12 protein-coding genes are annotated in these 15,283 nt (G+C 61.5%); 2 read left to right on the forward strand and 10 right to left on the reverse strand.

Features of this window, described 5'->3' with window-relative positions; genetic code table 11:
* Positions 1 to 355 precede the first annotated feature (355 nt).
* The 9 genes from ACSQ84_RS01810 to ACSQ84_RS01850 form a co-directional block, all read right to left on the reverse strand.
* Positions 356 to 949, reverse strand: a complete 594-nt coding sequence (locus ACSQ84_RS01810; RefSeq protein WP_436209936.1) for an NUDIX domain-containing protein — start codon at positions 947 to 949, stop codon at positions 356 to 358.
* A gap of 172 nt (positions 950 to 1,121) precedes the next feature.
* On the reverse strand, positions 1,122 to 2,414 hold the full coding sequence (oxlT, locus tag ACSQ84_RS01815) for an oxalate/formate MFS antiporter (RefSeq protein ID WP_436209937.1): 1,293 nt from the start codon (positions 2,412 to 2,414) through the stop codon (positions 1,122 to 1,124).
* A 241-nt stretch (positions 2,415 to 2,655) separates the two neighbouring features.
* A complete protein-coding gene (locus ACSQ84_RS01820; protein ID WP_436209938.1) occupies positions 2,656 to 4,158 on the reverse strand; it encodes a tripartite tricarboxylate transporter permease in 1,503 nt (500 codons plus the stop codon).
* A 116-nt stretch (positions 4,159 to 4,274) separates the two neighbouring features.
* Positions 4,275 to 4,769, reverse strand: a complete 495-nt coding sequence (locus ACSQ84_RS01825) for a tripartite tricarboxylate transporter TctB family protein (RefSeq protein WP_436209939.1) — start codon at positions 4,767 to 4,769, stop codon at positions 4,275 to 4,277.
* Between the two features lie 84 nt (positions 4,770 to 4,853).
* Positions 4,854 to 5,864: a Bug family tripartite tricarboxylate transporter substrate binding protein gene (locus ACSQ84_RS01830; protein ID WP_436209940.1), complete on the reverse strand. Its 1,011-nt coding sequence runs from the start codon at positions 5,862 to 5,864 to the stop codon at positions 4,854 to 4,856.
* A 532-nt stretch (positions 5,865 to 6,396) separates the two neighbouring features.
* A complete protein-coding gene (locus ACSQ84_RS01835; RefSeq protein WP_436209941.1) occupies positions 6,397 to 6,534 on the reverse strand; it encodes a hypothetical protein in 138 nt (45 codons plus the stop codon).
* 206 nt (positions 6,535 to 6,740) lie between these two features.
* Positions 6,741 to 8,018 (reverse strand): formyl-CoA transferase, encoded by a 1,278-nt coding sequence (frc, locus tag ACSQ84_RS01840; protein ID WP_436209942.1) that lies wholly within the window; start codon positions 8,016 to 8,018, stop codon positions 6,741 to 6,743.
* Positions 8,019 to 8,080: 62 nt separating this feature from the next.
* On the reverse strand, positions 8,081 to 9,814 hold the full coding sequence (oxc, locus tag ACSQ84_RS01845; protein ID WP_436209943.1) for an oxalyl-CoA decarboxylase: 1,734 nt from the start codon (positions 9,812 to 9,814) through the stop codon (positions 8,081 to 8,083).
* A 59-nt stretch (positions 9,815 to 9,873) separates the two neighbouring features.
* On the reverse strand, positions 9,874 to 10,569 hold the full coding sequence (locus ACSQ84_RS01850; RefSeq protein ID WP_436209944.1) for a GntR family transcriptional regulator: 696 nt from the start codon (positions 10,567 to 10,569) through the stop codon (positions 9,874 to 9,876).
* Between the two features lie 213 nt (positions 10,570 to 10,782).
* On the opposite strand from ACSQ84_RS01850, the gene ACSQ84_RS01855 reads away from it, so the two are divergent.
* Together ACSQ84_RS01855 and ACSQ84_RS01860 are read left to right on the forward strand one after the other, a co-directional pair.
* Entirely contained in the window at positions 10,783 to 12,912 is a 2,130-nt protein-coding gene (locus ACSQ84_RS01855; protein WP_436209945.1) for an acetate--CoA ligase family protein, read from the forward strand.
* Positions 12,913 to 13,145: 233 nt separating this feature from the next.
* Positions 13,146 to 13,994: an IclR family transcriptional regulator gene (locus ACSQ84_RS01860; protein WP_436209946.1), complete on the forward strand. Its 849-nt coding sequence runs from the start codon at positions 13,146 to 13,148 to the stop codon at positions 13,992 to 13,994.
* An 81-nt stretch (positions 13,995 to 14,075) separates the two neighbouring features.
* Here ACSQ84_RS01860 and ACSQ84_RS01865 read toward each other — a convergent pair whose 3' ends face one another.
* Positions 14,076 to 15,038, reverse strand: a complete 963-nt coding sequence (locus ACSQ84_RS01865) for an aldolase/citrate lyase family protein (protein ID WP_436209947.1) — start codon at positions 15,036 to 15,038, stop codon at positions 14,076 to 14,078.
* Positions 15,039 to 15,283: the final 245 nt, after the last annotated feature.

Here is a 15,283-nt window from a genome sequence, read left to right on the forward strand (position 1 = left end):
TAATCTGGTATACATAATACCATAAGTCAACACGAAATGACGCCCGATCCTTGGCTGAGTTGGCCGTCAGAAACAGGCAGTATTGTTGACGTTTTTGGGCTGGAGCGGGAAGGCGGGGCGAGGAGATCAGGCTCTCGACAGGCGGCATTTCGGGCCGCCAGGTATACCAGTTAAGGGTTGGCCCGGCTGACCCCGCCGTAGCCGATCAAGCCCCTTGCGGCCCGCAGCGCGTCTCCACCGCAAATCGTTTCAGCATTTTTGGCCTTGCGAGCGCTGCCCGTTACCGACGTCTGCTGATATCGAACATAGTAAAATACGTGCTCAACCAGCACGATTTAACGCGCGTGCTCGATTCTTACGGTTGCCTTGCGTAGGCGAGGTCGATCGACGCGCCTGGGCGGTGCGTTGCAAAGTAGCGCTCAATCATGTGGCGATCGGCGGCAAATGCAAAGCTCGGCAATTCGTCCTTGAGGGAGAACCACCCCAGTTCATCGACGTCATCGCCGGGGAATGTCACGCCACCTACCGGCTTGGCGAGCAAGGCAACCGCCAGCGTGTGGATATCCGGCCGTAGAAAGTTGGAAGCGACGCTAAGCAGGCCGGTAATTTCCACGTCCAGGCCCGTCTCCTCTTTCACCTCGCGTCTGCCTGCCGACAGATAGTCCTCGTGAAATTCAATGTACCCACACGGCAGGCACCATTTGCCTCCTTCGAAGGTCTCTGGCTTCCGCCTGCACAATAGAAACTTGTCGCCGTCGACAATGAGAACGGCGACGATCGGAATTGGATTTCGGTAAAGCATGAAGCCGCAGCTATGGCTGGCGCATTTCTTTGCCGCGTCACCCTCGGTCAATCGGATCAGTTCAGAACCGCATGCCGGGCAGTACATCCAGCTGTGTTCGACAGTGATTTCGCGGTCATACGCTGCAAAGACTTGGCGCGTCTCCATCTCATGCCTCTCAGGTTATGCTGGCAAGCGCCCCGCCAGAAGTTCGCAGCTCCGCGCATTTCGGAAGATCATGGCCGAGGTCCCAAAAGTCAATCCACCGCCTATCCAATACGAAAGCGCGCCCATCCCTGGGGATGAGCGCGCTTGTCGTCAGATCGAAGCAGTGCAGGTGTTACGAGGACGCCTGCGCGTTCGCGACCACCACCTTGCGCCATGGCTTGAGCACGAAGATCGCCAGCAGCGAGGCGAGGACGTTGGCGCCGGCCGCGATGATGAACACGCTGTCCCAGGTGCCTGACGACTGCTGCATGTAGTTCGCGATCGGCACCAGCAACGCCGCCGTGCCCTTGGCGGTATAGAGCAGGCCCGCGTTGGTGGTCGCGAATTTTGCGCCGAACGTATCGGTGCAGGTCGAGGGGAATAGCGAGTAGATCTCGCCCCAGGCAAAGAACACGAAGCCCGACAGCAGCACGAACCAGATCGGATCGTGACCCCACATGTACAGCGCCCAGATGCCGACGCCTTCCATGCCGAACGCGATGAACATGGTGTTCTCGCGGCCGATCATGTCGGAGATCCAGCCGAAGAACGGACGCGTCAGGCCGTTGAGGACACGGTCGATGGTCGCGGCAAACGTCACCGCGGTCATCGTCACCGCCATCAGCGTCACCGGCACGCTGTCGACCTTCCAGTCGACCGCGATCGGCTTGAGGTTGGCGGTGACCATCAATCCGCCGGCGCCCACGATCACGAACATGAAATACATCAGCCAGAAGATCGGCTGGCGGATCACCTCGGTCGGCGCATAGTTGCGGCGGCTCTGGATCACGTTGGCGTTCTGGATCACGGCGGGGACCTGTCCCGCCTTTGGTGCGAACATCAGGAAGGCGAGCAGCACGATGATGATGCCTTGTCCGAGACCGAAATAGAGGAAGGTGGTCTGGAAACCGGAATCCTTGATCATCGCCTGGATCGGCGCGACCGTCAGCGCGGAGCCCGCGCCAAAGCCGGCCGCGGTGATGCCGGCGGCGAGGCCGCGCTTGTCGGGAAACCATTTCAGCGCGTTGCCGACGCAGGTGCCGTAGACGCCACCGGCGCCGATGCCCGCGATGATCATGCCGAGATAGAAGCCGTTGAGCGTGGTCGCCTGCGCGTTGATCGCCCAGCCGACGGCGCACAGGATGCCGCCGACGAGGACGACGATGCGCGGGCCGTATTTGTCGACGAACCAGCCTTCGACCGGCACCAGCCAGGTTTCAAACAAAACAAAGAGGGTGAACGCCCACTGGATCGACGCGCGATCCCAACCGAATTTTTTCTGGATGTCGGGGACGAAGAACGTCCAACCGTATTGATAGTTCGCGATCATCACCATTGCGGCGACGCCGATCGCCAATTGCGTCCAGCGGTAGGTATCGCTGACGCGGGCTACTGCAGGGGCCGCTCCGTGAACCGTGTCCGTCATCTTCCCTCCTATATGCGCTGTTCTATCGCCCGACAGCTCTGGGGAGGAGTTTGGTATATGATATGCCAGTAGACAAGAGAAATCTTGACGGCTTGTCGCAGGGCGGCGGATTTTTCCGCAGATGTTTTTTCTGCATTTCTTTTTAAAAGTGACGCAAATGAAAAGACTTAGCCGCCGGATCGTTTTGCGATCCGACGGCTTTAGGTGGTTGGAAAATTTTTGAGCCTGGTATTTTTGGCCGTCAGGCGGCGACCGAAGTACGCAAGCGGCTGTAGCCTTCCTGGATCGCGGACCAGAACAGCGCGACCAGTCCCAGCGCCATAATGGTGCCGACCAGCGAGTTCGAGAAGAACACGCCGAGCGAGCCTTGCGAGCCCAAGAGCGATTGCCGGAAGGCTTCCTCCGCCTTGTCGCCGAGCACGATGGCCAGCACGAGAGGGGCGAGGGGATAGTTGCACTTCTTCAGGAGATAGCCGACCACGCCGAACACCAGCATCAGCACGACGTCGAAGGTCGAGCTGTGTACCGAATAGGCGCCGATTGCGCACAGCACCAGGATGAGCGGCGCAATGATGCTGAACGGCACACGCAGGATGGCCGCGAAGATCGGCACGCAGGTCAGCACGACGATCAGCCCGACGAGATTGCCGAGATACATCGAGGCGATCAGGCCCCAGACGAATTCCTTCTGCTCGACGAACAGCATCGGACCGGGCTGCAGGCCCCATATCAGGAGACCGCCGAGCAGCACGGCCGCGGTGGGCGAGCCGGGCACGCCGAGCGAAAGCATCGGCAGCAACGCCGCGGTACCGGCCGCGTGTGCGGCGGTCTCCGGCGCGATGACGCCTTCGATCTCGCCCTTGCCGAAATTCTTGCCCTGCTTGGAGACCCGCTTGGCGATGCCGTAACTCATGAACGACGCCGGCGTGGCGCCTGCGGGCGTCACGCCCATCCAGCAGCCGATCAGACAGGAGCGCAGCGACGTCACCCAGTACTTCGGCATTTCCTTCCAGGTCTGCAGCACGACACGCAGGTCAATCTTCGCCTTGCCGCCGCGGAAGGCCAAACCCTCCTCCATGGTCAGCAGGATCTCGCCGATGCCAAACAGGCCGATGACGGCGATCAGGAAGTCGAAGCCATTGAGCAACTCGGTGGATCCGAACGTCAACCGCAATTGTCCGGTGATGGAATCAAGGCCGACCGCAGCCAGCGCAAAGCCGATCATCATCGCGGCGATGGTCTTGAACGGCGGCTCTTTACTCAAGCCGACGAAACTGCAGAACGCCAGAAAATACACCGCAAATTTTTCCGCTGGACCAAACCGCAGCGCGAAACTTGCGACCAGCGGCGCGACCAGCGTGATCATGACGACGGCGAACAGCGCGCCGACGAACGAGGAGGTGAAGGCCGCGGTCAGGGCCTCGCCGGCCTTGCCCCGCTGCGCCATCGGATAGCCGTCGAACGTGGTCGCCACCGACCAGGGTTCACCGGGTATGTTGAACAGGATGGACGTGATGGCGCCGCCGAACAACGCGCCCCAGTAGATGCAGGACAGCATGATGATGGCCGACGTCGGCGGCATGCTGAAGGTCAGCGGCAGCAGGATCGCGACGCCATTGGCACCGCCCAATCCCGGAAGCACGCCGATGATGACGCCGAGCACGATGCCCAGCACCATCACCATGATGTTGAATGGCTGCAGGGCGACCGCAAAGCCGTGAAAAAGGTTGACGAGTTCTTCCATGCTTCAAGTCCTGCAACCGTGAGCTAATGAGATGACGATTCCGACGACACGAGAATTCTATTTTGTTTGAGCATGATCTCGCGCAAACGCGTTCCGCGTTTGTCGCGAGGGATGCTCTAGAGACCAAGCCATTCCTCGATCGGGCCCTTGGGAAGCGGGACCAGAAACCAGCGTTCGAAAATGAAGTAGGTGACGACAGGCATGCCAAGCGCGACGGCGACGACCACTACCCATCGGTATTTGCCGAGCCATCGCATGAACCAGCCGATGAAGATAATGGAGGCGAGATAGAGGCCGGTGAACGGCATCACGCTGACATAGATCGCAGTCGGTATGACGACGCTCAGGACCTGGCGCAGCTGCCCCCATTCCGCAAACAGCCCGTCGTCCCCGTCACGCAGCCCGTGCCAGAGATTGATCGCGCTGGAGGCGACGATGAAGATTCCGATGTAGAAGGGGAAGAAGCCGGCGCGCGGCCCTTCCGCGCCCCAGTTGGTGCCGGCCTTGACGCTGCCGTAGATGACGATCCCGCCGAACAGGGCGATCAGCAGGGTGACGCCGGCTTCCACGGCCTTGTGGGTCGGGCCGGCGTGCGGGCTGTTCGTAGTCATTCAAACTCCATCCGGATTCACGGTTTTGGGTTCGCAGCCGCTTCCCGCGTTGCGCATTCGCCGGCGTACTCGATGTGACCTGGCTCAGTTTCCGGGAGTAGCGAGGAAACCGGCCTCTTTCATCAGGGTTTCGTGACGCTTCTCTTCCGTCTCGACCCATTTGGCGTATTCAGGCCCGGTCAGGAAGGTGGTGTTGAAGGCGCCGCTCTTCATGAAGTCCTGCCATTCCGGCGTGGCCCGCACCTTCTTGAACAGCTCGATGTAATACTCGACCTGATCCTTGGTAGCCTTGGGCGACATGAAGATGCCGCGCAGCATCAGATATTCCATATCGAGGCCCTGCGACTTGCAGGTCGGAATATCCTTCCAGCTCTTGCCGTCCGCAACGACTTCGTCATAGGCCATCTGCTTGCCATCGAATACGCAGAGCGGACGAAGTTTGCCGCCGCGCCATTGCGCGACCGCCTCGATCGGATTGTTGACGGTCGAATCGACGTGGTTGCCGACCAGCTGGACCGCGACTTCTCCGCCGCCCTTGTAGGGAATGTAGGTGAATTTGGCGCCGGTCGCCTTCTCGACGGCGACCGTGATGATCTGGTCTTCCTGCTTCGATCCGGTGCCGCCCATCTTCATGCTGCCGGCAGGCGCCTTCTTCACGGCATCGACGTAGTCCTTGACGGTGTTGTAGGGCTTCTCGGCATTGACCCAGAGCACGAACTCGTCGAGCGCCAGCATCGCGACCGGCGTCATGTCCTTCCAGCTGAAGGGAATGCCGGTTGCAAGCGGTGTCGTGAACAGGTTGGAAAGGGTGATGATGATCTTGTGGGGATTGTTTCCCGAGGTCTTGACGTCGAGAAACCCTTCGCCGCCGGCGCCACCTGCCTTGTTGATGACGACCATCGGCTGCTTCATCAGGCCGTGCTTCGTCACGATGCCCTGGATGGTGCGGGCCATCTGATCGGCGCCGCCGCCGGTGCCGGCGGGTACGATGAATTCGACCGGGCGAACCGGCTCCCAGGCAGCAGAGGCGGCCATATTGCTCGCGCCCAACATGGCAACTGCGGCTAACGCGGTATGCAAGACAGAATGCTTCATGCGACGTACTCCCCATAGAATTTAAACGTGCCGTTCTTTGCCGGCTTTGGCTTTAACTCAAGTCTTAACGCAACACTTCCGATCCAACCGGGATTTCCCCACTTCTTCGACGATCTCGTGAGGTTTGTTCAGGTGGCATTGCAGGCCAAAGTTGCAGGCTGTGTTGAACTGTAAGCCTGACCTCTCGGCGCAGCATCCGCGTCTTTCGGATAAGTCTGAACTGCGAACCGCGGCACCGCCTGCGGTTGTTGCCGCCTTGGCGCCGTAGAGCCTGCCGCCACCATCCTCCTGATCGCCTCCGTTGTTATTGGCCGGAACGCTTGGAAGCATATTGGTATGCGATATGCCAATACTGCAAACGAATAATGATGTGACAGCATAGCTCAGGCTAATTTGTCGCAGTTGGCGCGTTGGCCGGATGCCCAAGGCGACGGCAAAAAAAGAGGCCCCGGAAAACCGGGGCCTTTTAGTCTGGGAGGAAACCTGAAGTGGTCAAGCCTGAAAACGCAGTCTGGACTGAGCCTTAGCGTGTTCAGAGACCGAAACGGGGGAGGTCGCCATTGCGAATGGCGATGCGGGCGCTCGCGGTCAGCAGGCGGTCGATGGAGGCCGTCAACCGGCCGAAGTAAGTGCTGGAGGGCACGAGGCCGATGGAAGCAGTCTTGGACATTTGGTCCTCTTTTCGAAGGTGCGGATGGCTCCGCTTTATCGTCTGAAGGAAATTTATGTATACCAGATGCCAGTTTCAACGCATTTGTTTGCATAGCAGCAATTGTCGTTCTGCATCGCAGCATGATGGTGCTGCTGGGATTTTAAATAACGAAAAAGGCCGCCGGGGAACCGGCGGCCTTGGCAGGATTTGGTGAAAGGAGCGGCTTATTCGGCCGCCTGCTTTCGCGGCGGTTCAAGCGCGCCGGAGTCGTGGATCTCGGCCACCTGGTGATCGGAGAAGCCGAGTACCTGGCGCAGGATCTCGTCGGTGTGTTCGCCGAGCAGCGGCGAACGCGTCACCTCAGACGGGCTGTCGGACATCTTGATCGGATTGCCGACCGAAAAATACTTGCCGCGGGTCGGGTGATCGACCTCGACCACGGTGCCGGTCGCGCGCAGCGACTGGTCCTCGAGGATCTCCTTCATCGACAGGATCGGGCCGCAGGGGATGTCGTCCCTGTTCAGGATTTCCATCGCCTCGAATTTTGTCTTCGTCATCGTCCACTGCTCGATGCGGGCGAAGATTTCGTTGAGGCGCGACAGCCGGGCAGGCGGCTTGGCGTAATCCGGATGAGTCTTCCAGCCGGGCTCGCCGATCACGTCGCAAATCTTCTCCCACACCGGCGCCTGGGTGATGAAGTAGATGTAGGCGTTGGGATCTTGCTCCCAGCCCTTGCACTTCAGAATGCGGCCGGGCTGACCGCCGCCGGAGTCGTTGCCGGCGCGCGGCACCGCGTCGCCGAATGGAATGCCTTCGCCGTACTGGCTGTATTCCTTCAGCGGACCATGGGCGAGGCGCTGCTGGTCGCGCAATTTGACGCGCGCGAGGTTGAGCACGCCGTCCTGCATCGCAGCGGTGACCTTCTGGCCCTGGCCGGTGACCGTGCGCTGATAGAGCGCGGTGACGATGCCGAGTGCGAGATGCAGGCCGGTGCCGCTGTCGCCGATCTGCGCGCCGGTGACCAGCGGCAGGCCGTCGCGGAAGCCGGTGGTCGACGCCGCACCGCCGGTGCACTGCGCGACGTTCTCATAGACCTTGCAATCCTCGTAAGGGCCGGGACCGAAGCCCTTGATCGAGGCCACGATCATCTTCGGGTTGATGGCGTGGATCTTCTCCCAGGGGAAACCCATGCGATCGAGCACGCCAGGGCCGAAATTCTCCACCAGCACGTCGCAGCTCTTGATCAGCGCTGTCAGGACTTCCTTGCCCTTCGGGTTCTTGGTGTCGAGCGTGATCGAACGCTTGTTGTGGTTCAGCATGGTGAAATACAGGCTGTCCACATTGGGGATGTCCTGCAGCTGGCCGCGCGTGATGTCGCCGACGCCGGGACGCTCGACTTTGATCACGTCAGCGCCGAACCAGGCCAGCAACTGCGTGCAAGTCGGTCCCGACTGAACGTGGGTGAAATCGAGAATGCGAACGCCCTCAAGCGCCTTTGTCATATTCTTTGCTCCGTACTCTGTTCTGCCCTGCAACGCGCAGGATGCTTTGGAAAGTGATTGGGTTATTTCTTCTTCAGCACGCTTTGCGGATTGAGGTTGCCGATGCGGCCGCTTTCGGAGCCGGCCGCCGGATCGATCACCGCGTTGATCAGCGTCGGCTTGCCGGAATCCATCGCGGCGTTGACCGCGCGCTTCAATTCGTCCGGCGAGGTGGCGTGGACGCCGACGCCGCCGAACGCTTCCATCATCTTGTCGTAGCGCGAGCCCTTGACGAACACTGTGGGCGCCGGATCCGAACCAACCGAGTTCACGTCGGTGCCGCGATAGATACCGTCATTGTTGAAGATCACGATGCAGACCGGCAGGTTGTAACGGCAGATGGTCTCGACCTCCATGCCGGAGAAACCAAACGCCGAGTCGCCTTCGACCGCGAGCACCGGCTTGCCGGTTTCGATCGCGGCGGCGATGCAATAGCCCATGCCGATGCCCATCACGCCCCAGGTGCCGACGTCGATCCGCTTGCGTGGCTGGTACATGTCGATGACGCCGCGGGCGAGATCGAGCGTGTTGGCGCCTTCGTTGACGAGGATGGCGTCAGGCCGTTCCTTGATGATCGTTCGGAGCACGCCGAGCGCGCCGTGATAATCCATTGGCGAGTTGTTGTTCATCAGCCGTGGCGCCATCTTGGCGACGTTCTCTTCGCGCTTCCTGGCGACCGCGCCGGTCCAGTCTGACGGCGCCGCCACCCAGTTCGCGCCCATGCCTTCGAGCAGCGCCGAGACGCAGGAGCCGATGTCGCCGACCACGGGGGCAACGATCTCGACGTTGGAATCCATTTCCTTGGGCTCGATGTCGATCTGGATGAATTTCTTGGGCGCATCGCCCCAGCTCTTGCCCTTGCCATGCGATAGCAGCCAGTTGAGGCGCGCGCCGATCAGCATCACGACGTCGGCGTCTTTCAGAACGGTCGAACGCGCCGCGCCCGCGCATTGCGGATGCAGGTCGGACAACAGCCCCTTGGCCATGCTCATGGGCAGGAATGGGATGCCACTCTTCTCGACGAGGCTCTTGATCGCGTCATCGGCCTGCGCGTAGGCGGCGCCCTTGCCGAGGATAATCAGCGGACGTTTTGCGCCCTTCAGCACATCAAGGGCACGCTTGACGGCGGAGGGGGCGGGGATCTGCGCCGGAGCGGCGTCGATCACCTTCACCAGCGACTTCTGTCCCGCCTCGGCGTCCATCACCTGGCCGAACAATTTCGCCGGCAGATCGAGATAGACGCCGCCCGGACGGCCCGAGACCGCGGCGCGAATGGCACGCGCGAGTCCAATGCCGATGTCCTGCGCGTGCAGCACGCGGAATGCCGCCTTGCACAGCGGTTTTGCAATCGCGAGCTGATCCATCTCTTCATAGTCGCCCTGCTGCAGGTCGACAATCTCGCGCTCGGATGAACCCGAGATCAGGATCATCGGAAAGCAGTTGGTAGTGGCGTGGGCCAGCGCCGTCAGGCCGTTGAGAAAACCGGGCGCCGAAACCGTGAGGCAGACACCGGGTTTCTTGGTCAGGAAGCCGGCGATCGAGGCGGCGTTGCCGGCATTCTGTTCGTGGCGGAACGAGATGACGCGAATGCCCGCGGCCTGCGCCATGCGGCCGAAATCCGTGATCGGGATGCCGGGCACGCCGTAGATCGTGGTAAGCCCGTTGAGCTTCAGCGCATCGATCATGAGATTAAAGCCGTCGGTGAGCTCGCGCTCGGCTTGATTGGGATCGATGTTCTTGGCTGCTGTAACGGACATTCCACTTTCTCCCTGATCGTGTGATTCGGACGAGTTGATCGTCTTCTGCTGAAGTCGTTCTAACTGAATAGTTCCTGACCGTGCGCCTCGACGTAAGCGGCAAGACCCAGCGTGTGATCGCGCGCGCGTTTTTCGGCGAGTTCGGTGTCGCGGGCTTCGAGCGCTTCGATGATGCCCAAATGTTCGGGCAGCGAAGTCGCGGTGCGGTCGGTGCGCCCGATGGTCAATTGCCGGTAGCCGCGCACATGCAGCAGGATGTCGTTGGTCATATCGACCAGCACCGGCGACTCCGAAAGCGAGATAAGCGCCTGGTGGAAAGCGATATTGGCCTTGGAGTATTCCTCGACGTGGTCCTGCGGCAGGCGGTCCTTGCCGAAATCCTTGAAGAAATCGCGCAGCGCGGTGATGTCTTTCTTGCGCGCGGTGGTCGTAATCAAGCGTGCGGCCATGCTCTCGAGTGCGGCCCAGGCCCGGATCATGTCGACGATCTCGGTCTTGGTGCGCTTCACGACGACGATGCCGCGGCGTGGCACGGTTTTGACGAATCCGTCCTGCTCGAGCATCGCGATGGCTTCGCGAATGGGGGTGCGGCTGACGCCGAGGCGTTCGGATAAAGCGCGTTCGTCGAGCATCACCTGCTCGGGCGTCGCATAGATATCCATCTTGAGAATGGCTTCTTTCAAGGCCTCATAGGCCTTGTTCTTGAAGCTCGTCTCAGGTGCAATCCGAACGATCGCGATATCTGCTTCAGCCATTAATGGCGTCGCCTTGGGTTGTTTGCGTGCGGGCACGATTCGTCTCCTCCAGTGGGAGACCTGTTGTAGCAGGGAATTACCGTCTGATTTTTGGCATACCAAATACCACCATGTCAAGTTGCCCGTGTTTTCAGCGTTTCCGGGACATCAGGTGGCTTGACTTTCCCCTCGCTGGCATACCAAATGCCATAAAATTCGCCCAGGAGGAAGTCCATGTCAAATCCCAAAGATGCGGTCCGCAAAGTTCTCGATGCGGTCAAGGCCGATAAGCGCACCAGCCTGACGGCCCCGGAGGGCAAACTGGTCTGCGATGCCTACGGAATTCCGGTTCCGAAGGAAGGCGTGGCCAAGTCCGCGGCCGAGGCCGCCAAGCTCGCGGCCGATATGGGCTTCCCGGTGGTGATGAAGATCGTCTCGCCGGACATTCTCCACAAGACCGAGGCCGGCGGCGTCATGGTCGGGGTCAAGACCGCGGCGGAAGCGGAAAAGAATTACGAGACCATTCTCGCCAATGCGAAGAAGTACAAGGCGGACGCCAAGATCGAGGGCATCCAGGTCCAGCAGATGCTGGCCGGCGGCACCGAGGTCATCGTCGGCTCGATCACCGACGGCTCGTTCGGCAAGCTGGTCGCCTTCGGCCTCGGCGGCGTTTTGGTCGAAGTTTTGAAAGATATTACCTTCCGCCTGGCTCCCGCCACCAAGGATGACGCGCTGTCGATGCTCGACGGCATCCAGGCCCATGACATGCTCAAGGGCGTGCGCGGCGGCGACCCGGTCAACCGCGAGGCGCTGGCATCCGTCATCGTCAAGGTGTCACAGCTCGTCAGCGACTTCCCCGAAATCGTCGAACTCGATCTCAACCCGGTATTCGCCACCAAGAACGACGCGATCGCCGCCGACGTGCGCATCGTCGTCGACTTCGACTACAAGCCGCGCCCGGCGCCGCGCCCGAACGACGAAATCGTTGCGGCGATGAACCGCATCATGCAGCCGAAGGCGGTCGCCGTGATCGGCGCCTCCGCCGAGGACGGCAAGATCGGCAACTCCGTGATGAAGAACCTGATCAACGGCGGTTATAAAGGCGACATCTACCCGATCCATCCCAAAGCCGCCGAAATCCTGGGCTACAAGGCCTACAAGAGCGTCAAGGACGTTCCCGGCGTGATCGACACCGCCGTGTTCGCGATCCCGGCAAAATTCGTCGCCGGTGCGTTGATCGAATGCGGCGAGAAGAAAATTCCGGGCGCCGTGCTGATTCCGTCGGGCTTTGCCGAAGCCGGCGCGCCCGAGTTGCAGGCTGAAATCGTCGAGATCGGCAAGAAGTACAACGTCCGCCTGATGGGGCCGAACATCTACGGCTTCTATTATACGCCGGCCAATCTCTGCGCCACGTTCTGCACCGCCTACGACGTCAAGGGCTCGGCGGCGCTGTCGTCGCAGTCCGGCGGCATCGGCATGGCGATCATCGGCTTCTCGCGCTCGGCCAAGATGGGCGTCTCCGCGATTGTCGGCCTCGGCAACAAGTCCGACATCGACGAGGACGATTTGCTGGCCTTCTTCGAGCAGGATCCGAATACGGCGATCATCGCGCAGCATTGCGAGGATCTGAAAGACGGCCGCGCCTTCGCGGAAGCCGCCAAGCGGGTTTCCAAGAAGAAGCCGGTGGTGGTGCTCAAGGCGGGCCGCACGTCTGCAGGTGCGAAGGCGGCTTCGTCGCACACCGGCGCGCTTGCCGGTAATGACAAGATCTATGAGGACGTGTTCGCGCAATCCGGCGTGATCCGCGCGCGTAGCTTACGCCAATTGCTCGAATTCGCGCGCGGCGTGCCTGTCTTGCCGACGCCGAAGGGCGAGAACATCCTGATCATCACCGGTGCCGGCGGCTCCGGCGTGCTGCTGTCGGACTCCTGTGTCGATAATGGTCTATCGCTGATGGCGATGCCGCCGGATCTCGATACGGCGTTCCGGAAATTCATTCCGCCGTTCGGCGCGGCTGGAAATCCGGTGGATATCACCGGCGGCGAGCCGCCGATCACCTACGTCAACACCGTCAAGCTCGGCCTGTCGGACGATCGCATTCACTCGCTGATCCTCGGTTATTGGCACACCATCGTCACGCCGCCGATGGTGTTCGCCCGCAACATGGTCGAGGTGAAGAAGGAGATGGAGGCGAAGGGCTTTGTGAAGCCGATCGTCGCCTCGCTGGCCGGCGACGTCGAGGTCGAGGAAGCCGCCGAATATCTCTACCAGAATGGCATCCCGGCCTATGCGTACTCGACCGAACTGCCGGTCGAAGTGCTGGGCGCCAAGTACAAATGGGCGCGCGGCGCGGGCCTGCTCTGAGTTGATGATCAATGCCGCTTCGGTTCGCCGGAGCGGCATTTTTGTTTACCTCGCCCCGCTTGCGGGGAGAGGTCGAAGCCGAAGGCTTCGGGTGAGGGGGTACAGGGCTATCCACTCGCACCAGTTGCGTGGAGGGAGCCCCTCACCCCGACCCTCTCCCCGCGAAGAGCGGGGCGAGGGGATCACTGACCAACGCGCTAGCAGTCTGACGTTACGGATGGATGCAGGTCGCGATGAAGCGAAACGTGATCCGGCGCAAAGCAGTCGAGCCGAAATCCGCCCCCGACAGTGAGGCCGAGTCGAGGGACGGCGGTGTCCAGTCCGTTGATCGCGCGCTCTCGATCATCGAGACGCTCGCCGAGGACGACGAGGGCTATCGCCTGAGCGATCTTGCGATCCGCACCGGGCTGTCGACCTCGACCGTGCACCGGCTGCTGTCGACGCTGGAAGGCCGGCGCTTCGTGCAGTTCGACCGCACCGAATCGAAATGGCATGTCGGCGCGCGCAGCTTCACCGTCGGCGCGACCTTTGCCCGCCGCCGTAATTTCTCCGCGCAGGCCGTGCCGTACTTGCGCAAATTGCGCGACCTGACGCGCGAGACCGCCAATTTGGCCGTCGTCGACGACGAGTTCATCGTCGTGTTGACGCGGATGGAAAGCCGCGAAATCATGCGGTCATTGACAAAAGTCGGCGGCCGCGTCGCGATGGTAGCGTCCGGCGTCGGCAAGGCGGTGCTCGCGACTTGGTCCGACGCGGACGTCAACGCGATCATCCGCCATCACGGCATGCCGCGCCTGACGGAGAAGTCGATCGTCCGGCCGAGCGATTTGTTCAAGGAGCTCGAAAAAGTCCGCCGCCAAGGCTACGCCATTGACGACGAGGAAGCCTGCATGGGCCTGCGCTGCATTGCCGCCGTGGTCTACAATGATTGCAGCGAACCGTTGGCCGCGATTTCGGTGTCCGGCATGACCAGCCGGCTCACCGACGATCGCCTGCCGTCGCTCGGCCAGACCGTCCGCGAGGTGGCAGCCGAACTGACGGTTGCGCTCGGCGGCGTGATGCCGGCCGCGAAACCGGCCTGAGCGGCGGCGGAAGCCGTAATTTGTTTCCTCATGTCTCTGACGCGCGGGCGCGCCGAGTGAGGTTGAGCTTCGCTTTCCCGATTACACCGGCAGCTTCCGCTTCTGGTGTGCCCGGCCCTTGATGGCGGCGGCCTCGCTATGTCCGGCAACCACGCGCACGCCCTCGTCGATCCGCGCGGTGATGTTGTCCGCTGTGCAACCTTGCAGGAACGCGACGCCGTTGTTGCGGCGGGCGGTGAGGATACGGTCGCGCGCCGCCTGCATTTCAACCGGGTAAGGCTCGCCTGGAATCGTGCGGTAACCGAGCGAAAGGCTGAGATCGCCCGGGCCGATCTCGGCAAATCCCAGTCCAGGCACCGCGAGTATCTCCTCGCAATTGGCGACGCCTTCCGGGCTTTCCAGCTTCACGCCCAGCAGCAGCTCACCTTTCGGATTGAGCGGCCAGGGATCGCAGCGGTCCATGTACTCCTCGGTCGACAAGCCCCAGACCGGGGCGGCGGTGGTTTCCGAGCCGCGCCCGCGCGTGCCGATGCCGAGCCATTTGCGGCCGGCAGCGTCGGTGCCGCCGTCCTTGGCCCGTATCGCGCCCTCCATCCGCGCCATCGGCGAGGGGATCGCGGGATCGACGCCAAGCGTGTTGTGCGGATAGCGGCAGGACTCCACGAAGGCGCGCACGGCGTCGGCGGTTTCCGCCTGGCAGAGCAGGATGCCATGGACGCCGCGGCCGAGGATCTGGCGGAACTGCCAAGCGTTGTAGCGCACATGCGCGGCGTCGATCCCGTTCACCGGTGCCTCGACGATGACAGTCGGCGTCCGATGCCCCGACCGCGTCGGCCCGGCATCGACCATGCCGCGCATATACTCGGCAAGGCCGGTCATATCGAAAGCGCCGTGCTCCATGCCGATATTCATGTAGTCGGCCCAGGTCCCGGCATCGATGCGGCCCTGCGCATGGGTCAACACGTGGCCGCTATGCGGGCCGTCATAATAGATCGCCTGATCCTGCTCCAGCAGTTCGATGCAGCGACTGATCCGCTTGTCCATCAAGGATTTCCTCCGACAGTTTTCCGGCGGTGCCGGAGCAAAGGCTAGCACGCTGCCGCGCCACCGCGGGACAGGGTCGTCGGGCGATTGTTCGAGGCCATTGGCGGATTGGAACCGGGATGACTCTCGATGATCGGCGAACGACGAAGCATCACGTCGGCGAACAGTCTGGACAGCGGTCGGTTTTCCGGCTGATATGCGACGAAATGACACGATGCGGCACATCGTGACCAATCGTCGCTCTG

It is taken from the genome of Bradyrhizobium sp. LjRoot220 (genome assembly GCF_964252915.1).
Lineage (GTDB): Bacteria > Pseudomonadota > Alphaproteobacteria > Rhizobiales > Xanthobacteraceae > Bradyrhizobium.